The organism is Actinomadura sp. NPDC023710, from assembly GCF_040639875.1.
GTDB lineage: Bacteria > Actinomycetota > Actinomycetes > Streptosporangiales > Streptosporangiaceae > Spirillospora > Spirillospora citrea.
On the sequence record NZ_JBFAGB010000026.1, the window covers coordinates 112,132 to 138,085 of the forward strand.

The 25,954-nt window shown below is 73.0% G+C and carries 22 protein-coding genes and 1 pseudogene; 9 read left to right on the plus strand and 14 right to left on the minus strand.

Annotated features, from left to right (window positions below; translation table 11 throughout):
* Positions 1–35 precede the first annotated feature (35 nt).
* The 3 genes from AB0H37_RS27975 (at position 36) to AB0H37_RS27985 (ending at position 3,978) form a co-directional block, all read left to right on the plus strand.
* Positions 36–2,540 (plus strand): DUF3516 domain-containing protein, encoded by a 2,505-nt coding sequence (locus tag AB0H37_RS27975; protein WP_329092877.1) that lies wholly within the window; start codon positions 36–38, stop codon positions 2,538–2,540.
* A 10-nt stretch (positions 2,541–2,550) separates the two neighbouring features.
* Positions 2,551–3,381, plus strand: a complete 831-nt coding sequence (locus tag AB0H37_RS27980; protein WP_329092875.1) for a carbon-nitrogen hydrolase family protein — start codon at positions 2,551–2,553, stop codon at positions 3,379–3,381.
* A gap of 99 nt (positions 3,382–3,480) precedes the next feature.
* Positions 3,481–3,978, plus strand: coding sequence for a hypothetical protein (locus tag AB0H37_RS27985; protein WP_360616299.1), 498 nt, complete (start codon positions 3,481–3,483; stop codon positions 3,976–3,978).
* Between the two features lie 8 nt (positions 3,979–3,986).
* Here AB0H37_RS27985 and AB0H37_RS27990 read toward each other — a convergent pair whose 3' ends face one another.
* The 5 genes and pseudogenes from AB0H37_RS27990 to AB0H37_RS28010 all read right to left on the minus strand — a co-directional run bounded on the left by AB0H37_RS27990 (position 3,987) and on the right by AB0H37_RS28010 (position 7,183).
* A complete protein-coding gene (locus AB0H37_RS27990) occupies positions 3,987–4,238 on the minus strand; it encodes a Clp protease N-terminal domain-containing protein (protein WP_360616315.1) in 252 nt (83 codons plus the stop codon).
* A 126-nt stretch (positions 4,239–4,364) separates the two neighbouring features.
* A pseudogene (locus AB0H37_RS27995) lies at positions 4,365–4,544 on the minus strand (Clp protease N-terminal domain-containing protein); the annotation flags it as partial.
* Between the two features lie 3 nt (positions 4,545–4,547).
* Positions 4,548–4,781, minus strand: a complete 234-nt coding sequence (locus tag AB0H37_RS28000; protein WP_179278852.1) for a helix-turn-helix domain-containing protein — start codon at positions 4,779–4,781, stop codon at positions 4,548–4,550.
* 60 nt (positions 4,782–4,841) lie between these two features.
* Positions 4,842–5,861, minus strand: coding sequence for a hemolysin family protein (locus AB0H37_RS28005; protein WP_360616300.1), 1,020 nt, complete (start codon positions 5,859–5,861; stop codon positions 4,842–4,844).
* Positions 5,858–7,183 (minus strand): hemolysin family protein, encoded by a 1,326-nt coding sequence (locus tag AB0H37_RS28010; RefSeq protein WP_329092863.1) that lies wholly within the window; start codon positions 7,181–7,183, stop codon positions 5,858–5,860. Before AB0H37_RS28010 ends, AB0H37_RS28005 begins: the two co-directional genes overlap by 4 nt.
* Positions 7,184–7,335: 152 nt before the next feature.
* On the opposite strand from AB0H37_RS28010, the gene AB0H37_RS28015 reads away from it, so the two are divergent.
* Positions 7,336–8,295, plus strand: coding sequence for an MBL fold metallo-hydrolase (locus tag AB0H37_RS28015; protein ID WP_360616301.1), 960 nt, complete (start codon positions 7,336–7,338; stop codon positions 8,293–8,295).
* Positions 8,296–8,426: 131 nt separating this feature from the next.
* Positions 8,427–9,431, plus strand: a complete 1,005-nt coding sequence (locus AB0H37_RS28020; protein WP_329092859.1) for a hypothetical protein — start codon at positions 8,427–8,429, stop codon at positions 9,429–9,431.
* Positions 9,432–9,485: 54 nt separating this feature from the next.
* Here the strand turns inward: AB0H37_RS28020 and AB0H37_RS28025 are convergent, their stop codons facing one another.
* The 4 genes from AB0H37_RS28025 to AB0H37_RS28040 form a co-directional block, all read right to left on the minus strand.
* The gene (locus AB0H37_RS28025; protein ID WP_360616316.1) at positions 9,486–11,354 is read right to left on the minus strand and encodes a potassium transporter TrkA; all 1,869 of its coding nucleotides are present in this window, start codon (positions 11,352–11,354) and stop codon (positions 9,486–9,488) included.
* Positions 11,355–11,545: 191 nt separating this feature from the next.
* A complete protein-coding gene (locus AB0H37_RS28030) occupies positions 11,546–11,875 on the minus strand; it encodes an Lsr2 family protein (RefSeq protein ID WP_179834013.1) in 330 nt (109 codons plus the stop codon).
* 17 nt (positions 11,876–11,892) lie between these two features.
* Entirely contained in the window at positions 11,893–12,249 is a 357-nt protein-coding gene (locus AB0H37_RS28035; RefSeq protein ID WP_089312171.1) for an Lsr2 family protein, read from the minus strand.
* A gap of 110 nt (positions 12,250–12,359) precedes the next feature.
* The gene (locus AB0H37_RS28040) at positions 12,360–13,631 is read right to left on the minus strand and encodes a helix-turn-helix domain-containing protein (RefSeq protein ID WP_329092856.1); all 1,272 of its coding nucleotides are present in this window, start codon (positions 13,629–13,631) and stop codon (positions 12,360–12,362) included.
* A 280-nt stretch (positions 13,632–13,911) separates the two neighbouring features.
* Here AB0H37_RS28040 and AB0H37_RS28045 point away from each other — a divergent pair, with 280 nt between their 5' ends.
* The 3 genes from AB0H37_RS28045 (at position 13,912) to AB0H37_RS28055 (ending at position 18,944) form a co-directional block, all read left to right on the plus strand.
* Complete coding sequence (locus tag AB0H37_RS28045; protein ID WP_329092854.1) at positions 13,912–16,008, plus strand: catalase; 2,097 nt, start codon at positions 13,912–13,914, stop codon at positions 16,006–16,008.
* A gap of 674 nt (positions 16,009–16,682) precedes the next feature.
* Positions 16,683–17,726: a polyprenyl synthetase family protein gene (locus AB0H37_RS28050; RefSeq protein ID WP_360616302.1), complete on the plus strand. Its 1,044-nt coding sequence runs from the start codon at positions 16,683–16,685 to the stop codon at positions 17,724–17,726.
* 12 nt (positions 17,727–17,738) lie between these two features.
* Complete coding sequence (locus tag AB0H37_RS28055) at positions 17,739–18,944, plus strand: helix-turn-helix domain-containing protein (RefSeq protein WP_360616303.1); 1,206 nt, start codon at positions 17,739–17,741, stop codon at positions 18,942–18,944.
* A gap of 45 nt (positions 18,945–18,989) precedes the next feature.
* Here the strand turns inward: AB0H37_RS28055 and AB0H37_RS28060 are convergent, their stop codons facing one another.
* From AB0H37_RS28060 to AB0H37_RS28070, 3 genes are all read right to left on the minus strand, one after another.
* Positions 18,990–19,376, minus strand: coding sequence for a nuclear transport factor 2 family protein (locus AB0H37_RS28060; RefSeq protein WP_329098309.1), 387 nt, complete (start codon positions 19,374–19,376; stop codon positions 18,990–18,992).
* 98 nt (positions 19,377–19,474) lie between these two features.
* Positions 19,475–20,662, minus strand: a complete 1,188-nt coding sequence (locus tag AB0H37_RS28065; RefSeq protein ID WP_360616304.1) for a zinc-dependent alcohol dehydrogenase — start codon at positions 20,660–20,662, stop codon at positions 19,475–19,477.
* Between the two features lie 77 nt (positions 20,663–20,739).
* Entirely contained in the window at positions 20,740–21,372 is a 633-nt protein-coding gene (locus tag AB0H37_RS28070) for a hypothetical protein (protein WP_329092847.1), read from the minus strand.
* A gap of 224 nt (positions 21,373–21,596) precedes the next feature.
* Between AB0H37_RS28070 and ctaD the strand changes: the two genes are divergently transcribed.
* Positions 21,597–23,285, plus strand: coding sequence for a cytochrome c oxidase subunit I (gene ctaD, locus AB0H37_RS28075; RefSeq protein WP_329092845.1), 1,689 nt, complete (start codon positions 21,597–21,599; stop codon positions 23,283–23,285).
* Between the two features lie 12 nt (positions 23,286–23,297).
* Here the strand turns inward: ctaD and AB0H37_RS28080 are convergent, their stop codons facing one another.
* The gene (locus AB0H37_RS28080; protein ID WP_179834021.1) at positions 23,298–24,932 is read right to left on the minus strand and encodes a ubiquinol-cytochrome c reductase cytochrome b subunit; all 1,635 of its coding nucleotides are present in this window, start codon (positions 24,930–24,932) and stop codon (positions 23,298–23,300) included.
* Between the two features lie 89 nt (positions 24,933–25,021).
* A complete protein-coding gene (locus AB0H37_RS28085; protein ID WP_360616305.1) occupies positions 25,022–25,900 on the minus strand; it encodes a LysR family transcriptional regulator in 879 nt (292 codons plus the stop codon).
* Positions 25,901–25,954 lie beyond the last annotated feature (54 nt).

A 25,954-nucleotide genomic window follows, 5' to 3' on the forward strand; every position in this document is an offset into this window, starting at 1 on the left:
CGCGGGCAGTGGGCGATCGGGGGCAGGATGGAGGGGTGAGCCTTATCGATGAGCTTCCCTCCGGAAACGACACCGACGCCGACTCGCTGTTCGAGGCGTTCGAACGGTGGGTGTCGGGGCGCGGGATCACGCTGTACCCCGCCCAGGAGGAGGCGCTCATCGAGGTGGTCTCCGGCGCGAACGTGATCCTGTCCACGCCGACCGGGTCGGGCAAGAGCCTGGTGGCGGCGGGGGCGCTGTTCGCGGGGCTCGGCAAGGACCAGGTCGGGTTCTACACGGCGCCGATCAAGGCGCTGGTGTCGGAGAAGTTCTTCGACCTGTGCGAGATGTTCGGGCGCGACAACGTCGGGATGATGACCGGCGACGCCAGCGTGAACGCGGACGCGCCGATCATCTGCTGCACGGCTGAGGTGCTGGCGAACATCGCGCTCAGGGACGGCGCGGACGCCGACATCGGCGTGGTCGTGATGGACGAGTTCCACTTCTACGCCGAGCCCGAGCGGGGCTGGGCGTGGCAGATACCGCTGCTGGAACTGCCGCAGACCCAGTTCCTGCTCATGTCGGCCACCCTCGGGGACGTCACGTTCTTCCAGAAGGACCTGACGCGGCGGACGGGACGGCCGACGGCCCTGGTGACGTCCGCGGAGCGGCCCGTGCCGCTCATCTACGACTACCGGGTGACGCCGCTGCACGAGACCATCGAGGAGCTGCTGGCCGAGCAGAAGGCGCCGGTGTACCTGGTGCACTTCACGCAGGCGGCGGCGATCGAGCGGGCGCAGGCGCTGATGAGCATCAACGTGTGCACCAAGGAGGAGAAGGCGCGGATCGCCGAGCTGATCGGCAACTTCCGGTTCACCACGAAGTTCGGGCGCAACCTGTCGCGGTTCGTCCGGCACGGCATCGGGGTCCACCACGCCGGGATGCTGCCGAAGTACCGGCGGCTGGTGGAGCGGCTCGCGCAGGCCGGGCTGCTGAAGGTCATCTGCGGGACCGACACCCTGGGAGTGGGGGTGAACGTCCCCATCAGGACCGTCGTGTTCACCGCGCTCAGCAAGTACGACGGGCACCGGGTGCGGCGGCTCAGGGCGCGGGAGTTCCACCAGATCGCCGGCCGCGCGGGACGGGCGGGCTTCGACACGGTCGGTTTCGTCGTCGCGCAGGCGCCCGAGCACGTGGTGGAGAACGAGAAGGCGCTGGCCAAGGCCGGCGACGACCCGAAGAAGCGGCGGAAGGTCCAGCGCAAGAAGCCGCCGGAGGGGTTCGTCGGCTGGGACGAGGACGTCTTCGCCAAGCTGCAGGAGGCCGAGCCGGAGATGCTCCGGTCCCGCTTCCAGGTCAGCCACGCGATGCTGCTGTCGGTGATCGCGCGGCCGGGCAACGCGTTCCAGGCGATGAAGCGGCTGCTGACCGACAACCACGAGGAGCCCGCGGCGCGGCGCAGGCACATCTCCCGCGCCATCGCGATCTACCGGTCGCTGCTCGCGGGCGGGGTCGTCGAGGCGCTGCCGGAGCCGGACGACGCCGGCCGGTACGCGCGCATCACCGTCGACCTCCAGGAGGACTTCGCGCTCAACCAGGCGCTGTCGACGTTCGCGCTCGCGACCTTCGAGATCCTCGACCCCGCGTCGCCGTCGTACGCGCTGGACGTCCTGTCGGTGATCGAGGCGACGCTGGAGGACCCGCGGCAGATCCTGGCCGCGCAGGTCAACCGGGCGCGGGGCGAGGCCGTCCAGGAGATGAAGGCCGAGGGCATCGAGTACGAGGAGCGGATGGAGCTGCTCCAGGACGTCGACCACCCGAAGCCGCTGGAGGACGTGCTCGGCGCCGCCTACGAGGTGTACCGGGCCGGGCACCCCTGGGTCGGCGACCACCCGCTGCGCCCGAAGTCGGTCGTGCGCGACATGTACGAGCGGGCGATGACGTTCACCGAGTACATCGGTTACTACGAGCTGGCGCGGGGCGAGGGGCTCGTCCTGCGGTACCTGTCGGGCGCCTACAAGGCGCTGCAGCAGACCGTCCCGGAATCGATCAAGACGGACGACCTGATCGACCTGATCGAGTGGCTGGGCGAGCTGGTCCGGCAGGTCGACTCCAGCCTGCTGGACGAGTGGGAGCAGCTCGCCAACCCGGCCGAGGACGTGGACGAGCCGATCGAGGAGCGCGTCACCAGGGTCACCGCGAACACGCGGGCGTTCCGGGTGCTGGTGCGCAACGCGATGTTCCGCCGGGTGGAGTTGGCGGCGCTGGAGCGCTACGGCGAGCTGGGCGGGCTGGACCCCGACTTCGGCGCCGACGCGTGGGCGGAGGCGATGGACCGCTACTTCGAGGAGCACGACGAGCTGCTCACCGGGGCCGACGCGCGGGGGCCGAAGCTGCTGCAGATCGAGGAGGTCCCCGAGGACGCGCTGTGGCGCGTCCGGCAGGTGTTCGACGACCCCGAGGGGCACCACGACTGGGGCGTCAGCGCCGAGGTCGACCTCGCGGGGTCCGACCAGGAGGGCGAGGCCGTCGTCCGGGTGACCGGCGTCGACCGGATGTAGGAGGCGGCGTATGGTGCGGGTCGCGGTGGCGCAGTTCGCGCCCGGAACCGACAAGGACGAGAACCTGGCGGCGATCGGCGGCCTGGCCGCCGAGGCGGCCGGGCAGGGCGCGCGGGTCGTGGTCCTGCCGGAGTTCGCCATGTTCACCGCGCCGAGGATGGACCGGCGGTTCGTCGACTCGGCCGAGCCCCTGGACGGCCCGTTCGTGGAGGGGCTCGGCGACCTGGCCCGGCGCCACGGCGTCCACGTCGTCGCGGGGGTGAACGAGCGGCTGGACGACCCGGACCGCATCTCCAACACCCTCGTCGCCGTCGCCCCCGGAGGGGACGTCGTCGCCGAGTACCGCAAGATCCACCTGTACGACGCGTTCGGGTACGAGGAGTCGGCGCTGGTGCGGCCCGGCGAGATCGGCGAGCCGCGGACCTTCGCCGTCGACGGCGTCACGTTCGGCATGCAGACCTGCTACGACGTCCGGTTCCCCGAGGTGACGCGGCGGATCGTGGACGCCGGCGCCGACGTCCTGGCGCTTCCCGCCGAATGGGTGCCGGGGCCGCTCAAGGAGGACCACTGGCGGACGCTGGTGCGGGCCCGCGCGATCGAGAACACGATCTACGTGGCGGCCGCCGACCAGTGCGCCCCGACCGGCGCCGGCAACAGCATGGTCGTCGACCCGATGGGCGTCGTCGTGGCCGCGCTGGGGGAGGGGACCGGGGTCGTGTCCGGGGACGTCTCGCCCGAGCGCGTCAAGGCCGTCCGCGCGAGGAACCCGGCGCTCGACCTGCGCCGCTTCACCGTCATCCCGACCGGCGGCCAGGGGTTCCGCCCCCGAGGTCCGGCGTGATCGCGGGGCCGTTCCGGAAGGTCCGGCCAATGTATCGAGGTGGCAACGGTTGCGGCGCGTCTCCGTGTACGGACGGCTGCGCAGCGTGACCATCATGGGGTGCGCCTTTCCTCCAGCCTTCCGCCCGCCGGGTTCACCCGCGGCGAGCCCCGGCCGCCCGTCCGCCGCCCGAGCCGCCTGTCGGTGGTCATCGCGGCGCTGGCCCTCGTCGCGGGGCTGATCCTCGTCATCGCCTACGGGACGGCGCGGCTCGCGCCGGCCCGTCCGGCGGACCGCGTCACCACGCCGGTGCCGTCCGCCCGGCCCTCGCCCGCCTCGTCGCCGCCGCCGGGACGGGACGTGGCCGAGCCGCGCGCGAACCCGTCCCGCCGGCACGCCGGGCATAAGAAGCGGGCTCGTCGCGGCGAGCACGCCGCCGCCTCGCCGCGCCGGCACCACCACACCGTTCGTCGGCACCACAGGCCGGCGAAGCGCAAGCCGCCGCGGGCCCGCCACGCGCCCCCGCCCTGGGTCTCGGGCGAGTGCAAGCGGCGCTTCCCCTACGATCCCGCCCGCGGCGCCGCCTGCGTCGGCGCCCTCACCGGCGCCTTCGGCTGACCAGGCGGTCAGGCCGCCTTGGAGGTCAGGAGCCGGCGCACCTCGGTGCGCAGCTCCTCGACGTCGACGCCCGCCTCGGTGACCAGCCGCACCGACAGGAAGTCGCCGTCGTGCAGGACGCCGAGCAGGAGGTGACCGCTGCGGATCTCCTTCTGGCCGAGCCGGATCGCGTGCCGGAGGCTCAGCTCCAGCGCCTTCTTGGCCTGGGGTGTGAAGGGGATGTGCCCGCGCCGGAACCGGTCGAGCTTTCCGGCCGGCACGTCGAGGGCGCCCTCGCCGAAGCTCTGCTCGGTGGCCTCCCGGACGGCGTCCAGGTCGATCCCGATACTGCGCAGGGCGGCGGAGTCGAGGACGTCGCCGCCCGCGCGGTCGACGCGGACGATGCGGCTCCGCAGGTCGTCCGGGCCGATGCCGTGCTCGCGCAGCGCACGTCCCATGGCGTCCTCGGCGCCCGCCAGGGCGAGCAGGACGTGCTCGGTGCCGATGTGGCGGTCGCGCAGCGCCCGCGCCTCGGCCTGGGCCCCGGTGACCGTCTGCCGCGCGTCCGCGGTGAAACGCTCGAACATCCTCTACTGCTCCTTCTTGAGTAGGCGGCGGCCGGAGCCGTGCTTCTTGTGGACGGCCTGCCGGCTCACGCCGAGGCAGACCGCGATCTCCTGCCAGGACCAGCCCTGGTCGCGGGCGCTGGCGACCTGCAGCGCCTCCAGCCTCTCGGCCAGCTCGCGCAGTGCGCGCACGGCCCGCAGGCCCACCGCGGGATCCCGGCTGCTCGCCTCCTGGGCGAGCGTCACTCCATCGCTCATGGCTGTCAATGTAGGTTGACATTCGTGGCGTGTCAACCAACGTTGACATCTTCGCGGGGGTCAGCGCACGGCCAGCAGCGTGGTGAGCAGGTCGTCCAGGCTGACCAGGCCGGCGACGGTACCGTCCGGCGCGACGGCGAGACCGAGGTGGCTGTGGCCCGCCTTCAGCGTGGCGACCGCCTCGCCGACGGGCGTGCCGACCGGTATCGCGGGGACGGGGTGCGCCAGGTCCCCGGCCTGGGCGGCGCGGCCTCGCGCACGGGCCACGAAGGCGTCCCGGACGTGCACCATGCGGGCCTGCACCGGCCGCCCGGAGCCCCGCACCATGAGCCGGATGTGGCCGGTGCGGGCGGCGGTGTCGATGACCTCCTGCGGCGTCGCGGACGGCGGGACCGACGCGATGTCGGAGACCGGCACGACGAGGCCGGCCAGCGGGGCGCGCGGCGCGTCCAGCGCGGTGGTGAGCAGCGCCAGCTCGGTCTGGCCGATCAGGCCCAGCCGTCGCGACTCCTGGGCGATGTTGCGCAGTTGCTCGGGGGTGCGCGACACCTCCCGGGAGTCGGCCGGGCGGACGCCCACCAGCCGCAGCAGCAGGTTCGTCGCGCCGTTCAGCGCCGCGAGCAGCGGGCGCACGACGGTGGCGAACGCGCGGAAGGGCGGGCCCAGCACGCTCGCCGAGCGCTCCGGGTCGGCGATCGCCCACGACTTCGGCGCCATCTCGCCGACGACCATGTGCAGGAACGTCACGAGCGCCAGGGCCAGCACGAACGCGACGGCGTGCGCCGCGCCCTCCGGCAGCCCGGCGGCGTGGAACAGCGGCGTGAGGGCCCCCGCGAACACCGGCTCGGACACCAGGCCGAGGCCGAGCGAGCACATCGTGATGCCGAGTTGCGCCCCCGCGAGGGTCAGCGACAGCTCGTCGATCCCCGCGACGGCCGCGCCCGCCCCCCGGCGACCGCGCGCCGCGGCCCGCTCCAGCCGGGGCCGCCGCGCCGCCACCAGCGCGAACTCGGTGGCGACGAAGAATCCGTTGCCCGCCAGCAGCGCCAGCGTGACCGGAGCGCCCAGCCCGAGGTTCACCGGCCCTCCTCCACGGTGCGGATGCGGATCAGCTCGGGCACGTGCCGGTGGATGGTCAGAACCTCCACCACGGCCGTGCGGGCCGGCTCGTCCAGCCGGGCCGGCGCCAGCCCCACCCGGACGACGTCGCCCGGCCGCGCGACCCGGCCGAGCCGCTTCATCAGCAGCCCCGCGACGGTCTCGTAGTCGCCGTCCGGCAGCGCGATGCCGGTCTCGTGGGCGACCTCGTCCATCCGCAGCCCCGCGTCCGTCGTCCACCACTCGCCGCTGCGGATCGCGAGGTCCTCGCCCGGCTCGTTCTCGTCGGCGATCTCCCCGACCAGCTCCTCGGCGACGTCCTCCCAGGTGAGGATGCCGGCGAAGCCGCCGTACTCGTCCACCACGCAGGCGAGGGGCTCGCCGGCGCCCCGCAGCCGCAGCACCACCTCCGGCAGCGGCAGCGACGACGGCAGCAGCAGCGGCGGCCGGGCGAGCGCGCGGACCTCGGTGCGCGCGGCGGCGTCCGGGTCGAGAGCGACCAGCTCCTCCAGCCCGACGACCCCGACCACGTCGTCGACGCCCTCCCCGAGGACGGGGTAGCGGGTGTGCCCGCTCGCCGCGATCACGTCGCTCACCTCGGCGGCGCGCGCCGTGGCCGGGACGGTCACCACGTCGACGCGGGGCACCATGACCTCCTCGGCGTCCCGCTCGGAGAACACGAGAGCCCGCTCCAGCAGGTCGGCGTGGCCCGCCTGGAACTGCTCCCCGGATTCGCCGATCATGTGGCCGAGCTCCTCCAGCGTCGCGCCGTGCCGCAGCTCCTCCACCGGCTCGATGCCGACCGCGCGGACGAGCCGGTTCGCGGACGCGTCGAACAGCCGGATCAGCGGGCCGGCCGCGGTCAGGTAGACCAGGGTGGAGGCGGACAGCGCGCGGGCCAGCGTCTCCGCCCTCGCCAGCGCCAGGTTCTTGGGGAACAGCTCGCCCAGCAACATCTGGATCACGGTGGCCAGGACGAACCCGAGCGCGACCGCCACCCCGCCGGACGCGGCGTCCGGGACCCCGCCCGCGCGCAGCGCCGGCGCGATCAGGTCGGCCAGCGCCGGCTTGGCGATGAAGCCGACGACCAGCGCGGTGACCGTGATGCCGAGCTGCGCGCCCGACAGCATGAACGACAGCCGGCCCATCACCCGCACCGCGCGTCCGGCGGCCCGGTCGCCCTCCGCCGCCCGCTGGTCCAGCGCCGGGCGGTCCGCGGTGACGAAGGCGAACTCCTGCGCCACGAAGTAGCCGGTCGCGGCGGTCAGCACGAGGACGGCCAGCAGTCCGAGCGCGGCGTTCACCCGGGCATCCTCCTCACACGCGGCACCTTCGAGATCCCTCCTACCCCCGCCCGGGCCGTCCTCCCGAGGGGGCAGACGGTTATCGACCGCTCTGCGTGGAATGAAGCACATGCAGGCGAAGAGGCCGGGGCCACGACCGCGAGGGGGCGCCCATGCCGAGACCGTTCGCGTCGTCCGCGGACCTGGGCGACAAGACGCAGACGCTGGAGATCCTCGCCGACGGGGTGTACGCGCTCACCGCCGAGGGCGACCCGAACGTCGGGGCCGTCGAGGGCGAGGACTTCCTCGTCTGCTTCGAGGCCCTCGCCACGCCCGCCGCCGCGCGCGACTGGCTCGCCGTCCTGCGCGAGCACACCGACAAGCCCATCCGCTACCTGGTCCTGTCGCACTACCACGCCGTCCGGACGCTGGGCGCGAGCGCGTTCGGCGCCCCGGTGGTCGTCGCGCACGACCTGACGCGCGCGCTGATCGCCGAGCGCGGCGAGCAGGACTGGGAGTCGGAGTACGGCCGGATGCCCCGGCTGTTCAAGGACCCGGACGGCATCCCGGGGCTCACCTGGCCGACCGCGACGTTCTCCGGCACCCTCACCATCGACCTCGGCGGCGACCGCGGCGACCTCGACCTGGCCTACTGCGGGCGCGGCCACACAGAGGGCGACATCGTGGCGTGGCTGCCCCGGCACCGGATCCTGTTCGCCGGCGACCTCGTGGAGACCCAGGCCGCGCTCTACACCGGCGACGCGTTCCACCGCGAGTGGGCCTCCGGCACGCTCGACCACGTCCACTCCTTCGGGGCCGAGACTCTCATCGGCGGGCGCGGAGCCGTCGCGCACGGCCGCGACGCCGCCCAGGCCGCCGTCGGGCAGACCCGCGAGTTCCTCACCACGATGATCGACGAGGTCGAACGGGTCCGGCGGGAGGGCGGCGCGCCGAGGGACGCGTTCGCCGCCGTGCACGCGGCGCTGGCCCCCGCCTACGGCGGCTGGCCGATCTTCGAGCACTGCCTGCCCTTCGACGTCTCCCGCCTCTGGGACGAGCTGGACGGCGTCGAACGCCCCCGGATCTGGACGGCCGAGCGCGACCGGGAGGTCTGGGCGGAGCTGCAGGACTAGCCGGTACCGGAGGAGGGATGACCAGCGACGGCAGGAATGTCCGGATCTCGTGACAACCCGGAGAGAGCCGGGTCCCGCGTGGAAGGCTCGGAACCGCCCGGCCCGGGTTCCCGACGCGGAGGGGAGTGGCGATGACCGAGCGATACCGTCCCCGCCCGGTGTTCGATCCCGGCATCGGCGGCGAGGAGCGCGCCCTGCTGGCCGCCGCGCCCGAGCGGCTCGTCCCGGCCTGCCTGCCCGCTCCGGCGCCCCCGCGGCTGCGCGGCGCCACGGTCGCGGCGCGGCTGGTGTGGATCCCGGCGTTCGCGATGTTCTACGGCGTCCTGCCCGGAGGGTGGCTGCGCGTGTGCTTCGTGGCCTCGCTGGACGACGACGAGCTGGTGGGGGGCGCGGTGCGCTGGGGGAGGCTGCCCGTGCTCGCGATGATGCTCACTCCGGCCCTCCAGGTCCTCCTGCTGCTGCTCGGCCAGGTGGAGGCCGCCGTCGCCCTCGCGGCCGCGAGCTTCGCCGGCTGGGTCGCCGGGGCGCTGCGGTACGTCCGGGAGCCCGCCGCCGCCCGCGCCGCACGCGAGCACCACGGCCGCTACCTCCTTCCGGCCGACTTCGACCAGCCCGCCTCCGGGCTCCTCGTCCGCGCCCAGCGCGCCGTGGACGCCGTGCTCGGGTCGCAGGCGCACGGCGCCGGGCTGCTCGACGACATCAACAACACGGTCGTCCTGCCGCGGCAGGAGTGGGCGATCGCGGGCGCCCTCGCCGAGCACACGCGGCTGCGCCGCGAGCGCCGCGCCCAGCAGCCGGAACGCCTCTCGGCGCGCGTCCGGGCCCTGCTGGAGCCACAGGACCGCGCTCTGGACCTGTCGGTCCGGTCGGTCACCGGGCGGATCGAGGCGCTGGAGGCCTACGCGCGCCGGGCGGGCGAGGCCGACGACGCCTACCACGAGTCCGGCGTCCTGCAGGCGCTGCCCGAGCAGAACGCCCGCTACCGGGACCTGCTGGCGAGCACCGTCGGGGACGCGATGGCGGGCGAGGAGATCCGCGGAATGGCCGAGGACGCCCGCCGGGCCGAGCTGGCGCTGCGCGAGCGCGTCGCCGGTGCCGTGCGGGCCGGGCACGAGCTGGGCCCGCCGCGCCGATGACCCCCGGGCCCCCGGAAAGCCGCACGCGGCCCTCTCGGCACCCGCGGGCCCCGCTCAGTTCTCGGCGAGCACGATGACGCGGTCGTCGGCTGACAGCGTCAGCGGCGCCGTCTTGGCCGGGTTCAGCACCACCCCGTAGCCGGGCGGCTCGTGGAACCGCTCCGTCAGGCGGTAGCCGAGCGCGACCTCGCCGCGCCGCCGCGCCGACTCGATGAGCGTCGCGAAGTCGGCCTCGGCGCCCGGCGCCAGGTAGTCGCAGGCCGGCTTGAGGTAGATCTCCGAGCCGGCCGGGTCGAGCAGGTCGGCGAACACCTCGTACAGGTGCCGGTTCTCGCTCAGCTGGGTCAGCATCAGACTGATCAGCTTCTCGCTGACCACGAAGTCGTCGGCCTTGGTGACCTGGGCGATCTCCCGGTTGGCGTCGTCGTTGATCTCGCTGACGATGGCGAAGGGGTCGCCGAGCCCGTCCTCGATGTCGCGCAGGTGCAGCAGCGTGACGAGCGTGCGGGCGTCGGCGTGCTCCCGGTCCTGCCGGGCGTCCGACAGCACGATGACGCGCTGGAAGGAGCCGAGGTCGAGGGACTCCAGCGCCGGACGCTCGGTCGGCTCCGCCCGGACGAAGCCGATCTTGAGGTTGGCCGCCGGGGGCAGCGCCCCGGTCGGGTCCTCGCGCGGCGCGGCCACGACCAGCGCCGAGTCCGGGGCGAGGAACTCGTCCAGCAGCTCGATGATCTTCGGTGCGCGGTGGTTCCAGCCGAGCATCAGCGTGCGCTCGGCCACCGGGGGCCGGGCGGTCGCCGTGGTGATCGCCGCCTCCCGGACGGGCGGCGCGGGTCCGGTGGCCAGCCGGATCAGCAGGTCGTCCTCCGCCAGGACGATGACCTCGTCGTCGGCGCGGATCGCGGTGTCCATCGGCGGGTTCAGCAGCACGGTCCCGTCCGCCCGCCGCAGCCCGGCCGGGACGCCGAGGTCGTAGGCCGACAGCGAGGCGCCGAACGGCATGCCCGCCAGGGCCGGCTCGGCGCGCATGTAGAACTCGTGCCCGGCGAAGTCCAGCAGGTCGGTGCAGACCTGCGACAGGCCCGACTGGCGGTGCGACTGGACGATCAGCCGGATCGCCACGTCGTCGGCGTCGATGACGTGCGCGGCGGGACCGCCCGCGAGCCGGGCGGCCGGCAGGTTCGCCGAGTCGTGCACGGCGGCCACCACGTGCGGGCGGTGCCGCCCCCAGGAGCGGGCGCCGAGCGACAGCAGAACCTTGATGACGCGGGCGTCGGACTCCTCGGCCTCCGGCGTGACCACCATGATGGCCCGCGCGGTGCCGGGGCTGACCAGCTCCACGTCCGCGACCTTCAGCGGGTCGCCGGTGCGGCACACGATCCGGGTGTGGCCGGGGTCGCCGACCCGGGCGCGGATGGCGTCCTCCATCTCGACCTTGTCGCGGTCGGCGAGGATCGCGACGCACGACCTGCGCCGGCTCTGGTTGGCCTCCACCAGCTCCGCCACCACGGTGAAGACCTGCTCGGACCAGCCGAGCAGCACCGTGTGGTCGTGCTCGACGATCCGCGACCGGCCCTTGCGCAACTCGGTGATCTTCGATTCCAGGCCGGTGGTGAGCACCCCGATCAGGGAGCTGACGATGAAGATCCCGCCGATGGTCGAGACCAGCATCAGGCCGAGGAACGGCGCGGTGCCGGTGTCGCCTCCCATCGTCCCGGGATCGAGCGTGCGCAGCAGGCTGCGCCAGACCATGCCGGGCCAGTGGCCGTTGGACCGGCTGTCGGCGGGCGCGATCACGACCGCCGCGGTCGCCACCACGAGCACCAGCGCCCCGGACGCCAGCCCGAGCCAGCCGATGAGAGCGGGCGTTCCCTTCGACATCGTCCGGTCGAACCAGTACCGGACCCTGTCCCGCCGCGTCACGCGTGTCAACGGGCCGCCCCCTCCGCCGTCGCCCCCGGCGCCAGCCTATTGTGTTGTCTCGCACCATTACTGGCATTCTCTCCCGCAATGGGGGGAAGATTTGCCCGATGCGCACGCAAGAGGGCCGGGGCGTGGATAAATCCGCCCCGGCCCCTCGCCGCGCGCCGGAACATCGCCGGCCGCGGCGGCCGCTAGTGCGCGGCTTCGTACTGCTCGATCACATTGGCGGGGATACGGCCCCGCTCATTGACCTTGATGCCGCGGTTCTTCGCCCACTCGCGAATCTCGGCGGAGCGCTCGCGGCTGCCCGCGGTGCGCGTCCCGCGACCGCCCCGGCCGGCGGCCTTGCGCGCCTTGCGGGCGCCGGCCACGAACGGCTCCAGGCCGCTGCGGAGCTTGGCGGCGTTCTTCTTGCTCAGGTCGATCTCATAAGACGTGCCGTCGAGGGAAAAGCTGACGGTCTCGTCAGCCTCTCCACCGTCGATGTCGTCCACGAGAAGGACTTCGACCTTCTGTGCCATGCGGGGACTCCCTCTAGCTATGCGTCCGGCTTGGCGTCCGGATGTGCCTCGATGAATGCAGCATAGACCTCATCCGATATCTTGCCACGTTCGGAGACTTCGATGTCCTCACGCAATGCCCACGCACGGACATCGCCGTTCGTGTAGCCCTTGATCTTCGCGGTGCGTGACTTGCGGCCCTTCCCGGCCGGCTTCACCTCGGCGGCGTTCTCGATGAAGGGCGCGAGGGCGTCCAGCATCTCGTTCAGCCGCTTGTAGTTGTCATCGTTCAAGTCGATCGTGAACGTCCGGTCCAGGACTTCGAAGTCCCGCTTTGCGACATCGGCCCCTTCGGAGCCGTCGATGTCGTCCACCCGAATGACCTTCTCGGCCATGTGTTCTGTGTCTTCCTTCCCCTCGCCGACGCGGCGACCTTGACCGTAGCGGATTCCGGGGGCGCGCATGGTGGCGGGACGCGCGGGGAGCGCGGAAAGAAGGGCGTGCGTCAGGTGCCGCGGCGCTGGATCCAGGTGTGCAGGAGCAGCATCATCTCCAGCCGGATCTCCGGGTCCTCGATGTCGAAGCCGAACATTTCGTGGAGTTGCGCCAGCCGGTACCGGACGGTCTGGGGATGCACGCAGAGGACCTCGGCCGCGCCGGTGGCGTTGAAGCCGTGCTTCATGCACTCCAGCAGCGTCACCGCGAGCCGCCGGCCCTGCCGCGGGCCCGCCGCGTCCAGCGGGGCCAGCCGCCGGGAGGCCACGATCGCGGCGAGCGTGGCGCCCTCGCGCAGCAGCAGGCCGGGCAGGTGCTCCTCGGCCCGCACGAGCAGCCCGCCACGCCGCGAGCGCCGCCCGGCCCCGCCGGGGGCGGGCCCGGCCGGGCCGGGCGGCGCCAGGTCGAGGGCGCGCCGCGCCCACAGCAGCGACGTCCCGGCCTCCTCCGCGGGCACCGACGGGCCGACCCCGCCCGTCCAGCCGGCGAGCGTCGCGGCCAGCTCGTCGAGACGCCCGGGGCCGTCGGGGTCCGGCATGACCAGGCAGGGGCGGCCGTGGTCGAGCCCGGTCAGCAGGGCCGGCGGGAGCCCGGCCGGGCCCTCCCCGCCGCTGCCCGGCCGCGCTCGCAGCACGATCACCGCCAGCCGGCGCGGCAGCGGCCAGCCGGCCCGGGCCGACTGCTCGCGGACGACCTCGGGCGGCGCCGGCGGGTCCGACAGCAGCAGGGTCAGCAGCCGGCCGCGGCGCTGCTCGCGTTCCCCCGCGGCCTTCTCCCGGGCGCGGGCGTAGCCGTGCGCCGCGGCCGAGGCCAGCGCGTCCAGATAGGCGAAGTTCGCCTCGGCGAGCAGGCTGACCAGCGCGGGAGGGCGGCCCAGCCGCTCGGCCTCGACCGCCAGGTGCCGCCATGCGAGCCGCGACCCGACCCGCATCGCGTTCTGCAGGTGCTCCAGGCTGCGGCCCTCCATGGCCTCGCCGTAGCCGACATCGAAGTAGACCTGGTACACCTCCTTCCACGAGGTGTCCGGGTCCGCGATCATCTGCACGAAGTGCTCCATCGCCTTGGCGACGGCCGCCTCGGCGACCCGCCAGTAGGCCGCGTCGCCCGGCCTGTCGTACTCGGGGACGTGACGCAGCACGCCCTCGACCATGACGCCGAGCAGACCGGGCAGGCGGGGGCGCATCCAGCGCGCCTCCTCCGCCGGGACGTCCCGCCACGGCTCGTCCGCCAGGCCGTCGAGGACCGGTGGCCCGGAGTCCGCGTCGTCGTAGGCCGTCGCCACGGTGACACCTCCCATCCCCGTGCTGGAGCGGGCGCAGGGCCCGGTCGTCTCAACCTAGGCATGCGGCGTGACGCGCGACACTCACCCGGCTCCACCGTCCTCGGCGGCCTTTGTCAGCCGCCTGACAAGCCGCGGCCGCCCGTCCGCGCGGCCCGGTACCGGGCCGCGCGGAACAGGACCCAAGTTCCGGTCAAACGACGCATGCCGCGGAGATCTCGGGGTAGCCGCCACATCACGCGCGCAGTCACCACCACCGAGTCATCACCTGAGGAGCCAGAGCATGGGCGACCCCACCGGCCGCGACGACCGGAAACAGGAGCAACTGGAGCATCGGAGGGTGAGCCCGGAAGGGGCGAAGCTCACCACCGACCAGGGGATCCGGGTCGATGACACCGACAACTCGCTCTCCGCGGGGGAGCGCGGGCCGTCGCTGATGGAGGATTTCCATCTGCGCGAGAAGATCACCCATTTCGACCACGAGCGGATTCCCGAGCGGGTCGTGCACGCGCGCGGTTCGGGCGCCTACGGCCATTTCACGCTGCACGAGTCCCTCGCCGAGTACACGACGGCCGAATTCCTGACCGACACGTCGCTGACGACGCCGGTGTTCGTGCGGTTCTCCACCGTCGCCGGGTCCCGCGGCTCCGCCGACACGGTCCGGGACGTTCGCGGCTTCGCCACGAAGTTCTACACGCGACAGGGCAATTTCGACCTCGTCGGTAATAACATGCCGGTCTTCTTCATCCAGGACGGCATCAAGTTCCCCGACTTCGTGCACGCGGTGAAGCCCGAGCCGGCGAGCGAGATCCCGCAGGCGTCCTCCGCGCACGACACCCTCTGGGACTTCGTGCAACTCCAGCCCGAGACCATGCACATGATGATGTGGCTCATGTCGGACCGGGCGCTGCCGCGCAGTTACGCGATGATGGAGGGCTTCGGCGTCCACACTTTCCGGCTCGTGAACGCCCAGGGGCGCGCGACGTTCGTGAAGTTCCACTGGAAGCCCAAGCTCGGTACCCACTCGCTCGCCTGGGACGAGACCCAGAAGATCGCGGGGAAGAATCCCGACTTCAACCGGGCCGACCTGTGGGAGCGGATCGAGGCCGGTGCCTTTCCCGAGTACGAGTTCGGCGTCCAGCTCGTCCCGGAGGAGGACGAGCACGCGTTCGACTTCGACCTGCTCGACCCGACCAAGATCATTCCGGAGGAGCGGGTGCCCGTGCGGCCGGTCGGCACGCTGGTGCTCGACCGCAACCCCGACAACTTCTTCGCCGAGACCGAGCAGGTCGCCTTCCACCTCGGCAACGTCGTGCCCGGCATCGACTTCACCAACGATCCGCTGCTGCAGGCGCGGCTGTTCTCCTATCTGGACACGCAGCTGATCCGGCTCGGTGGGCCGAACTTCCCGCAGATCCCCGTGAACCGGCCCGTCGCCCCGGTCCGCAACCACCACCGCGACGGCTACCACCAGACGGACATCCACCAGGGGCGGGCGAGCTACCACAAGAACTCGCTGTCGGGGGGCTGCCCGGCGGTCGGCGGCGAGGGCTCCTACACCCACTACCAGGAGCGGGTGGACGGCGACAAGATCCGCAAGCGCAGCGAGAGCTTCGCCGACCACTACTCGCAGGCCACCCTGTTCTGGAACAGCATGGCCGACTGGGAGAAGGAGCACATCGTCGGCGCCTTCCGGTTCGAGCTCGGCAAGTGCGACCACCGGCACATCCGGGAGGGCGTCATCCAGCAGCTCAACCGCGTCGACCACGACCTCGCCGTCCTGGTCGCCGAGGGCGTCGGGGTGGAGCCGCCGCAGGAGGCGGCGACGGCCAACCACGGCCGCACCTCGCCCGCGCTGAGCCAGGCGAACGCGCGCGCGGACTCCGTCCAGGGCCGCAAGATCGCGGTGCTGGTGGCGGACGGCGCCGACTCGGCGGCCGTCGCGGCGGTCGGCGACGCGCTCACCGAGGGCGGGGCGGTGGTCGAGGTCCTCGCCGCGAAGGACGGCTTCGTGCAGGCGGCCAACGGCGGCCAGATCGAGGTGACCCGCGCGATGCCGACCGTCGCGTCCGTCCTCTATGACGCGGTCCTCGTTCCGGGCGGCGAGCAGAGCGTGCGGGCGCTGGCGCAGGACGGCGACGCCGTGCACTTCGTCGCCGAGGCGTTCGTGCACTGCAAGGCGATCGGCGCGCTCGACGAGGGCATCGGCCTGCTGGAGCGCGCCGGCATCGACGGTGTGCGGTTCTCCGACGGTGCCACCGTCACCGAGGCCGGGGTCGTCACCGGGCGCGGGGCGGGCGGAGACTTCCCCGCCAAGATGGTCGAGGCGGTCGCGGCGCACCGGCACTGGACCCGCAAGAAGGCGCACGTGCCGGCCTGATCCCGCGGCCGGGGGCCGGCCTCCCGCTCACGGGCGGGACGGATCGGGGGACGGGGCCCGGTGCGGCGGACGCTCACGCGAGCCGCCGCGCCGGGCCCCGCCGCATTGGCCGCATTCTGCCAATTAATTGTGGGCAACATCACAGGAACGCCGTCGGTCCGGGCAATTGAATTCTCATCTGAAAATATACCTTGTGTGATCGTCCCGAGAATGTGCGGCGATGATCAGGCGAAAACGCGCGGCGCTCGATCTCCCGAGGGGCGGGTGACGTGCGCGGTCGGTGCCGCCCGCCGCCGGGGCGCCTCGTGCAAGCGGACGCTGACATGCGGTTTCCAGGGCAGTGGGCGCCAGGTGCGCGGTGGGTCCGCGGTGCGCCGGTTGCCGGACCGGGCAGCCCGGCGCGCCCCGGACTGCCCGGGGGTGCAGTTCAGCAACCCGCATTTCTGTAGCAAGATGACGGCCGTCCGGTCGGTTTATCCGCCCTTCCCCGGAAGGGTGTCCGACGCCGTTTCCGGCGCGGACCGACGAGCGTTGGGCCAGAGAAATCAGGAAACGCGCATGGCCGGGTCCGCCAGCGATCGATTCCGTGAGCCGGCGTCCCCGACGGCGCCGGGATCGAGCCGGACGGCGGCGCCGGCCCGGCCCGCGACACCCCGCAGCAGAGGAGTTGGCACGTGGACGAAGGAGTGTTCGGGAGGGCCGCCCAGGAACGGGCGATCGCCGAGGTCGAGACGGAGATGGCGCGGTTGTGCGAGATGCTCGCCGAGGGCCTCGCGATGGGCGTGGAGGAGGGGCGCGAGATGGTCGGGGGCGCCATGTCGGAGTTCCTCGTCGAGTTCTTCGACCTCCTCCGGGCCGAGGACCCGCGCCCCGGCGTGCAGGGAATGATCACGCTGCCGCTGCTGGTGCACGGGGCGGAGACCGGCGAGCCGGGCCCCGCCATGCCCGTCGCCGTGCTGCACCTGCTCTGGTGGGCGTCGGCCCGCTGTCTGGACGACCTCACCGGCGCCGCCGGCGCGCCGCCCGCGGGGGCCGCCACCGGCGGGAGGGTGCTCACCGCGCTGGCCGTCGGCGGCCAGCTGCCCGGCCGGCTCATCGCCGGGATGCCCGTCGGCGCCGCCGTGCGCGCCGCGCTCGCGGACGAGCTTTCGCGCGCCTGGCTGGACGCCGTCGACGGGCAGCTCCGCGACCTCGCCGAGCGGGCCCCGAACGCGACCCCCGAGTCAGTGCTGCGCGGCTACGAGGGCAAGACCGGCGCGCCCTACGCGATGGCCGCGGCCTCGGCGGCGCGCCTCGCCGGAGCGGACGACCACAGGGCCGCGGGCTGGCGGGCGTACGGCCGCGCGCTCGGCGTGCTGCGCCGGCTCGTCGACGACCAGCGCGACCTCGCCTCCGGGCGGCACGAGGACCTCGCCGCCGGCACCGCCACGTACCTGCTCGTCCACCTGCTGGCCGAGCTGCCCCCCGCGCGGCGCCGCGAGGCCCTCGCGCTGCACGCCTCCGCCCGCCACTCGGCCGCCGCGCGCGCCGAGATGGCCTCCTGGATGCTCGACGAGGAGATCGCCGAGTCCTACGCCGCCTCCGTCGCGCCGCTGATCGACCGCGCCCACGGCCTGCTCGACATGCTGGGCGGCGATCCGGACTGCGTCCGGGAGCTGCACCGGGTGGTCGACGGGACCGTCGGCCATCTGCCGAGGTTCCCGCTGGCCGTGGCCTAGGGAGGACCGTCGATGACCGTTTCCGGCGGCCTCCCGGAAGTCCTCGCCGCGCACTGCCCGCGGGTCGCCACGGCGATCCGGGAGGCGCTGCACGGCCATCCCGCCTACCAGCCGATCAGGCGTGCGGCGGGGCCGATGTTCGGCGGGCGCCGGGAGACCTGCGCCCGGCTTCTCGGCCTCGTCCTGCGCCGGTCCCCCCTCCCCGAGGACGACCGCGGGCGCTTCCGCGACCTCGGCGTCCTCGCGGCCCGGCAGGCGATCCCGCTGCCGGTGCTGTCGGAGGCGTGGGACCTGGCCCTCGCCGCCGCGGCGCGGTCCTGCTGGACGGTCGCGCCGCCCGGCTGCTTCACCGAGATGGCCGAGCTGACCGCGCACGCGGCCCGGCTCGCCACCGGCGCCCGGAAGGCCTGCATCCAGGGCTACGCGGAGGCGCCCCGCGAGGGGACGAGGTCGCGCCCGCTGCGCCGGCTCCTCGCCGAGACCCTGATCGACGGCGCGCCCGCCGGCGCCATCGCCGACGCGGCCGGCGTCCGTCTCGCGCCCGCCTACCTCGTCCTTCGGTGCGAGGCACCCGCGCTCGCGGCAGAGGACTGGCAGCGGGAGAGCGAGCGCCTGGAGTCCTGGGAGGGCGTGCTGTACTCCGGTGATCCGGCAGGGCTCGTCGTGCTGTTCCCCGCCGCCGAACCGCTGCACGCCGAGAACCTGGCCGCCGAATTCACCGCGGGCCTCGCCGCCCGCTCGCGCGGCCCGGTGCACGCCGCCGAGTCCTACCGGCGCGGCATCGCCGACATCCCGGCCGCGCTGGAGGAGGCCTCCCGCGTCCTGACGATCGCCAAGGCGATCCCGGACGCCGAGGACCGCCCCTACCGGGCCGACGAACTGCTCGTCGAGCTGGCGATCCTCGGGCAGCCCGCGATCCGCGGCCGGCTCGCCGCCGTGCTGTTCCCGCTCGACGCCGGAACCGACCTGCGGCGGACGCTGGAGGTCCTGCTCGCCTGCAACCTCGACCGCGAGCGCGCCGCGCGGGAGCTGTGGATCCACCGCCGCACCCTGCACTACCGCCTGGACCGCATCCGGGACCTGTCCGGCGTCGACCCCAGCTCCGCGCGCGGCCTCCAGCTGTTCCGCGCCGCCCTCACCTCGGCCAGGCTGACGCGCCTGGAGCACGAAGGCCGCCGCGCCGAGGATGCCCCCCTCCCCCCGCCCCTGAGCGCCTGAAGGAGACCCGTGTGCAGTTCGGGAACGCCTGGTGGGATTCGGGTGTCAGGTGAGGCCCATTTCGCGTCTGACGGTCTCGAACTGCACCGCCATCGCGTCCGAGAGCGCCTGCGCGCCCGACAGCGGCCGGACCATGACGCAGAACTCGTCGATGAGCCCGGCGTCGTCGTGATGCAGGAAGTCGCAGCCGTGCACCTCGCGGTCGCCGACGCGCGCCTTGAACACCAGCGCGTGGTCGCGGCCGTCGGCGATCTCGCGGACGTAGCGGAAGTCGGAGAAGACCCGGGTCACCGCGCGCAGGATCGCGGTGGCCGTCGCACGTCCCTCGTACGGCGCGAACGCCACCGGGCTGAGGAACGTCACGTCCTCGGCCAGCAGCGCCGGGAGGGCGTCCAGGTCGCCTGTCTCAATGGCGGCGCGGAACGGGTGCATCGGGTCCACCTCCAGAGCCTCGGTCATCGGCACGCCCGAAGACGTGCCGGAAAGCCTAGGGCGGGCGGCCCCGGTCCGCGATCACCTCGCGGGCGGCTTCACGTGCCCGGCCGCAGCAGCACCTTGATGGCGCCGTCCCGCTTCTTCTGGAACATCTCGTACGCCTGCGGCGCCTTCTCCAGCGGCCAGCGGTGCGTGGCGAGGTCCATCACGCCGAGCGGGTCGGCGTCGTCGGCGACGAGCGGCATCAGATCGTCGATCCAGCGCTTGACGTGGGCCTGGCCCATCCGCAGGGTGATGCCCTTGTCGAACATCCGCATCATCGGCAGCGGGTCCGTCATGCCGCCGTACACGCCGCTGATGGAGATCGTCCCGGCCCTCCGCACCACCTCGACGGCGGTGGTGAGCGCCGCGAGCCGGTCCACCCCGACGCGCGTCATGAGCGGCGCGGCGGAGTCGCCCGGCATGAGCCCGGCGAGGGCCTGCGCGAGCTTGGCGCCGGGGGATCCGTGCGCCTCCATCCCGACCGCGTCGATCACCGAGTCGGTGCCGCGCCCCCCGGTGAGCTGCCGGACCGCGTCCGGCACGTCGTCGGCGTCGGCGGCGTCGATCACCTCGACGCCGTGCCGGCGCGCCATCTCCAGCCGCTCCGGGACGAGGTCGACCGCGATCACCCGGTGGCCGAGATGCCGGGCGACGCGGGCCGACATCTGCCCGATCGGGCCGAGCCCGAGCACGGTGACCGAGCCGCCCTCGGGGATCTCGGCGAAGGCCACCGCCTGCCAGGAAGTGGGCAGCACGTCCGACAGGTAGACGAACCGCTCGTCCGGTGGCCCCTCCGGCACCTTGATCGGCCCGAACTGGGCCTGCGGCACCCGCAGGTACTCGGCCTGCCCGCCCGGCACCTGCCCGTACAGCCGCGTGTAGCCGAACAGCGCCGCGCCCGTGCCCTGTTCGCGGACCTGCGTCGTCTCGCACTGGGCGTACAGCCCGAGGCCGCACATGTGGCAGTGCCCGCACGAGATGTTGAACGGGATGACCACGCGGTCGCCGGGCTTGACGTGCGTGACGTCCGGCCCGGTCTCCTCGACGACGCCGATCGGCTCGTGGCCGAGGACGTCGCCCTCGCTCATGAACGGCCCGAGCACCTCGTACAGGTGCAGGTCCGAACCGCAGATGCCGGTCGAGGTGACCCGGATGACCGCGTCGTTCGACTCCTTGATCTCCGGGTCGGGAACCTCGTCGACGCGGACGTCGCGCTTGCCGTGCCAGGTGACAGCCTTCATCGTGCTCCTCCGGTGGGACCGACTCCGTCGCAGGCGGCCCTACCCGGGCGGTTGGGGCGAAACGTCCGCGCCGGCCGTCAGGGGCAGCGGTGGGCCTGCGCGACGGCGCGGACCGCCGCCGTCCTGGTCGACCACAGGGAGGGCGCGGCGGGCGGGTAGGCGTCCGGCCCCGGTTCCGGGCGCAGCCGGAACCCGCGGGCGTCGTGGGCCTCCCAGCCCGCCCTGTGGCCGCGCAGGTTCAGGACGTGCGTCACGATCCCGGTGGCGTGCCCGTCGTGCCGCAGATGCCAGCGGTGGGCGTCCCGGTCCGCGGTCGAGAACTGGTACAGCCGCCAGCCGGGCCCGACGCGGTGGGCCAGGTCGAGCGTCACGAGCGGCCCGTCGCCGACCGGGCGCCCGGTCCGTTCCCCGGTCGCCGCTCCGGTGGCGGGCCGCGGGGCGTGGTCGCGGACGAGCCGGGCGAGTTCGCGTGCGGCCTCCGCCAGCGCGTGCGCGGCTTCCGCGAGCCTCTGCTCGTCCGCGGGCGGCGGCGTGCCGGCGCCGGTCCTGCGGCGCGCCCGCGCCGTCCTCCTGCGCGCGGCGTCCAGCCGGTCGAGCGCGCGGGCGGCCTCGTCCCGTGCGGCCGCGACACCTGCCCGCCTGTCGACGTCCTGCACGCGCGCGGGTTCGGCGGGCTCGCGGGCCCGAGGGGTGAGCTTCTCGTTTCGCACCGGGGGGCGCTCCTTTGAACGTGCCTTTCCGGTGCGCCTTCCCGAAGTTCGCGCCTTCATCCCTCGCACGATCCCCAGGCCATCGGCCCGTGGATTTGCGGTTCACGCCTTTCGGCGCTCTTGCCATGGAGCACCGCGCCATGGCCCGGGTCCCTTCACGCCGCGTTTGAAACCGGTGTGCGCGGCAAGTGGCCGGATGGGGTCGGACGTGGGGGGAGGGGTGGATGACGACCGTCCAGGGGCGGCAGGAGACCAGCGTCGCCGACGCGCTCGCGCGGCATCGCAAGGGAACGAGGGTCGGCCATGTGCTGGCGACGACCGACCACAAGATGGTCGGCCACCTCTATCTCGGGACGTCGTTCGCGATGTTCCTCGCCGCCGGGCTGATGGCCATGGTGATGCGGGCCGAGTTGCTGGAGCCCGGCAGGCAGGTGGTGAGCAACCACGCCTACAACGAGCTGTTCACCGTCCACGGCACGATCATGATGCTGCTGTTCGCCACCCCGCTGTTCGCCGGGTTCGCCAACGTGCTGGTCCCGCTGCAGATCGGGGCGCCGGACGTGGCCTTCCCGCGGATGAACGCGCTCACCTACTACCTGTTCCTGTTCGGCGCCCTCATGGTGCTGGCCTCGTTCGTCATGCCGGGCGGCGCCCCCGCGTTCGGCTGGTTCGCCTACACCCCGCTGTCCGCCCAGACGTACTCGCCCGGCCAGGGCGGCGACATGTGGGCCATGGGGCTGATCCTGTCCGGCCTCGGGACGATCCTGACGTCGGTGAACATGATCACCACGATCATCGCGATGCGTGCCCCGGGCATGGTGATGTTCCGGCTGCCGATCTTCACCTGGAACGTGCTGCTGACCAGCCTGATGGTCCTCATCGCCTTCCCGGTGCTGACCGCGGCGCTGTTCGCGCTGGAGGCCGACCGCAGGCTGGGCGCCCACATCTACAACCCCGCCAACGGCGGCGCGCTGCTCTGGCAGCACCTGTTCTGGTTCTTCGGCCATCCCGAGGTCTACATCGCGGCCCTGCCGTTCTTCGGCATCGTCACCGAGATCATCCCGGTGTTCAGCCGCAAGCCGCTGTTCGGCTACCTCGGCATGGTCGGAGCCACCATCGCGATCACCGGGCTGTCGATGACGGTCTGGGCGCACCACATGTTCGCCACCGGCGGCGTGCTGCTGCCGTTCTTCTCCATCACCTCGTTCATGATCGCCGTGCCGACCGGCCTGAAGTTCTTCAACTGGGTCGGGACGCTCTGGAAGGGGCACCTGACCTTCGAGACCCCCATGCTGTTCGCGGTCGGGTTCCTGGTGACGTTCCTGTTCGGCGGTCTGACGGGGGTCATCCTCGCCTCGCCCCCCATGGACTTCCACCTCACCGACTCCTTCTTCGTCGTCGCCCACCTGCACTACGTCCTGTTCGGCACCGTGGTGTTCGCGATGTTCGGCGGGTTCTACTTCTGGTGGCCGAAGATGACCGGACGGATGCTGAACGAGACCTGGGGGAAGATCCACTTCTGGACGCTGTTCGCCGGGTTCCACACCACCTTCCTCGTCCAGCACTGGCTGGGCGCCGAAGGCATGCCGCGCCGCTACGCCGACTACCCCGACCAGTTCGCGACGCTGAACCTCGTCTCGTCGATCGGCTCGTTCGTCCTGGGCGCCTCGACGTTCGCGTTCCTGTGGAACGTGCTGTGGTCCTGGCGGCACGCCGAGCGCGTCGAGACCGACGACCCGTGGGGCGCGGGCGGGTCGCTGGAGTGGGCGACCTCCTGCCCGCCTCCCCGCCACAACTTCACCGCGATGCCGCACATCCGTTCCTCGCGCCCCGCGTTCGACCTGCACTACCCGCCGAAGGAACCGCCGCAGGCGGCCGAGCCGGCGCTTCCCCCGCCGGGATGGTCCGGCTGAGGGGCGCGCCGGTCACTCGCCGTGGCCGTCCTCCGAGGAGTCCTTCCGCAGGTCGCCCTGGCCGCCGCCGTGCGACTCGGCCTGGTAGTCGAGGTAGAAGCGGTTGGCGCGGGTCCGGAGCTGCGTACGGGCCCGGTCCGGCGTCGGCAGCGGGATCATGTGGTGCGGGTAGGGCGCGACCAGCTCGCCCGGCCGCCGGGCCTCCAGCAGCGCCTCGGCCTCCTCGGACGGCCGCTCGCGCCGTTCCCGGAACCCCCCGTCCGGCGTCAGCGAGATCAGGCCGCTCTCCACGCCCTCCTCGCGCGTCCGCAGGTCGCGGCGCTGCAGGCTCAGGCAGACGCGGCGGGTGACGACGAAGGCCGCGATCGGGAGGACGAAGAACCCGGCGCGGAAGAACCAGGTCGTCCAGAACAGCGGGATCTTGAAGGTCGCGGAGACGTAGTCGTTGCCGCCGGCCGCCAGCAGGTCGCCGTACCAGGCGATGGCGGCGGCGCCGATCGCGGTCCTGGTGGCGGCGTTGCGCGGCCGGTCCAGCAGGTGGTGCAGGCGCTCGTCCCCCGTGGCCCAGCGCTCCACGAACGGGTACAGGCCGATGAGCGTGAAGAACACCCCGGGCAGGAGGACGGCCGGGACCAGCACGTTCCAGGAGACGGTGTACCCGGCGACGGTCGTGGACAGGGGCGGCATGATGCGCAGCGAGCCTTCGAGGAACCCGACGTACCAGTCGGGCTGGGAGCCGAACGACACCTGGTCCGGGTCGTAGGGGCCGTACAGCCAGACCGGGTTGATCTGGAAGAACGCCGCCAGTCCGGCCAGGACGCCGAACGTGTAGAGGAAGTAGGCCGTGCTCTGCGCGGCGAAGTGCGGGAAGGTCGGCTCCCCGGTCACCGCCCGCTCCCGCCGCCCCCTGCCCGGAAAGATCGTGTGGGTCTGGTGCCAGAGGATCATCAGGTGCGCGGTGATCAGGGCCAGCAGGATTCCGGGGACGAGCAGGATGTGCACCGTGAACAGCCGCGGGATGAACTCCTCCGCGGAGGGGAACTCCCCGCCGAAGGCCCACAGGCCCGCGTACGTCCCGGCGAGCGGGACCGACAGCAGGATGCCCTGGAAGATCCGCAGGCCGGTGCCCGACAGCAGGTCGTCCGGCAGCGAGTACCCGGCGAACCCCTCGGCGACGGCCAGCACGAACAGCGTCGTGCCGATCACCCAGTTGATCTCCCGCGGCTTGCGGAACGCCCCGGTGAAGAAGATCCGCATGAGGTGGACGCAGATCGCGGCGACGAAGACGTTCGCCGCCCAGTGGTGGATCTGCCGCATCAGCAGCCCGCCCCGCACGTCGAACGACAGGTGCAGGGTGGAGGCGTACGCCTCGCTCACCCTGACGCCCTTCAGCGGGCCGTACGAGCCGTCGTAGACGATCTCCCTGCCGCTCGGGTGGAAGAACAGCGTCAGGTAGACGCCGGTGAGCACGAGGACGACGAACGAGTAGAGCGCGATCTCGCCGAGCAGGAACGACCAGTGCTTGGGGAACGCCTTGCGGATGTTCCGGTCCAGGAACTCGGTGGACCCGAGCCGGTCGTTGACCCCCCAGAAGAGCTTCTGCACCCGCTCGGCCTTCGCGGTTCCGCGCCCGTTTCGTCCTGCCATAGCGTGCTCCCCGGCCGAACAATGATCTCCCCCTGGGCGGCTACCCGGGGCGGGTGGGGGCAAACGCCGCGCGGCGGCGGTGCGGTCGGTCAGGCACTGGCCGCGTAGAGGACCTCCCGCATGCCGGGGACGGCCTCCCGGTCGGCCCGCCAGACGAGGCGAAGGCCGAGGTCGGGGGCGTCGAACGCGAGCCGGGTGAGGGTTCCGGCCGCCAGCCGGTCGCGGACGGCGAATTCGGGGAGCAGCGCGACTCCGAGGCCCTGCTCGGCCCAGGACGCCATCACGGTGACGCTGCCCGCCCTGACCCGCTCGACGGCGGAGCCGAGGAGCCGCTCGCCGGCCATCCAGAACGAGCACGCCGGCACGTTGACCAGCAGCCTCTCGCCGCGCAGGTCACCGGCGGCCAGGTGCGGCGCCCCGGCGAGAGGGTGGTCCGGCGCGGCGACGAGGGCGAGCGGTACCGGCTCCACGTCGACGAAGTCCAGCGGCGCCGGCGGCGGCGTGAAACCGAGGCCGCCCACGTCCTCGCCGGCGTCCAGCAGCAGCGCGGCCTCCAGGTCCCCGGCGGCGACCGCGTCCAGGAGCTGGTCGCGGGCCGCGTCCGACCGGACCTCGACCCGCAGCCCCGGCCGCCGCTCGGCGAGCCTGGCCAGGACGCCGGGGACGTGCGCGGCGGCGATCGACTCCAGCGCGCCGAGCCGCAGCACCGGCTGCTCCCCGGTCACCTCGCGGCGGGCCTCCTCGGCCTGCCGCAGCAGGCGCCGCGCCCATCCGCGCATCCGCTCGCCCGCCTCGGTCGGCCGCATGCCCTTCGGGCCGCGGTGGAACAGCGGGACGCCCAGCGACGCCTCCAGCGCGCGGATCTGCTCCGACACCGACGACGGCGCGAGGCCGAGCGCGTTGGCGGCGTCGGTGACGGTCCGGTGGGTGAGGACGGCCTCGAACGTCCGCAGCTGGCGCAGTTCCATGCCGGTGGCAACAGGGGCCGTCCGTTCGGATATTCCGAACGCGGCGTGCGGCTC

Excerpts from the sequence above, each read along its gene's own strand:
- AB0H37_RS28065 (WP_360616304.1), bottom strand. The coding sequence starts at position 20,662 with ATGAAGGCTGTCACCTGGCACGGCAAGCGCGACGTCCGCGTCGACGAG.
- AB0H37_RS28000 (WP_179278852.1), bottom strand. The coding sequence starts at position 4,781 with ATGAGCGATGGAGTGACGCTCGCCCAGGAGGCGAGCAGCCGGGATCCC.
- ctaD (WP_329092845.1), top strand. The coding sequence starts at position 21,597 with ATGACGACCGTCCAGGGGCGGCAGGAGACCAGCGTCGCCGACGCGCTC.
- AB0H37_RS28085 (WP_360616305.1), bottom strand. The coding sequence starts at position 25,900 with ATGGAACTGCGCCAGCTGCGGACGTTCGAGGCCGTCCTCACCCACCGG.
- AB0H37_RS27980 (WP_329092875.1), top strand. The coding sequence starts at position 2,551 with ATGGTGCGGGTCGCGGTGGCGCAGTTCGCGCCCGGAACCGACAAGGAC.
- AB0H37_RS28020 (WP_329092859.1), top strand. The coding sequence starts at position 8,427 with ATGACCGAGCGATACCGTCCCCGCCCGGTGTTCGATCCCGGCATCGGC.
- AB0H37_RS28015 (WP_360616301.1), top strand. The coding sequence starts at position 7,336 with ATGCCGAGACCGTTCGCGTCGTCCGCGGACCTGGGCGACAAGACGCAG.
- AB0H37_RS28035 (WP_089312171.1), bottom strand. The coding sequence starts at position 12,249 with ATGGCCGAGAAGGTCATTCGGGTGGACGACATCGACGGCTCCGAAGGG.
- AB0H37_RS28030 (WP_179834013.1), bottom strand. The coding sequence starts at position 11,875 with ATGGCACAGAAGGTCGAAGTCCTTCTCGTGGACGACATCGACGGTGGA.
- AB0H37_RS28055 (WP_360616303.1), top strand. The coding sequence starts at position 17,739 with ATGACCGTTTCCGGCGGCCTCCCGGAAGTCCTCGCCGCGCACTGCCCG.
- AB0H37_RS28060 (WP_329098309.1), bottom strand. The coding sequence starts at position 19,376 with ATGCACCCGTTCCGCGCCGCCATTGAGACAGGCGACCTGGACGCCCTC.
- AB0H37_RS28080 (WP_179834021.1), bottom strand. The coding sequence starts at position 24,932 with ATGGCAGGACGAAACGGGCGCGGAACCGCGAAGGCCGAGCGGGTGCAG.
- AB0H37_RS28045 (WP_329092854.1), top strand. The coding sequence starts at position 13,912 with ATGGGCGACCCCACCGGCCGCGACGACCGGAAACAGGAGCAACTGGAG.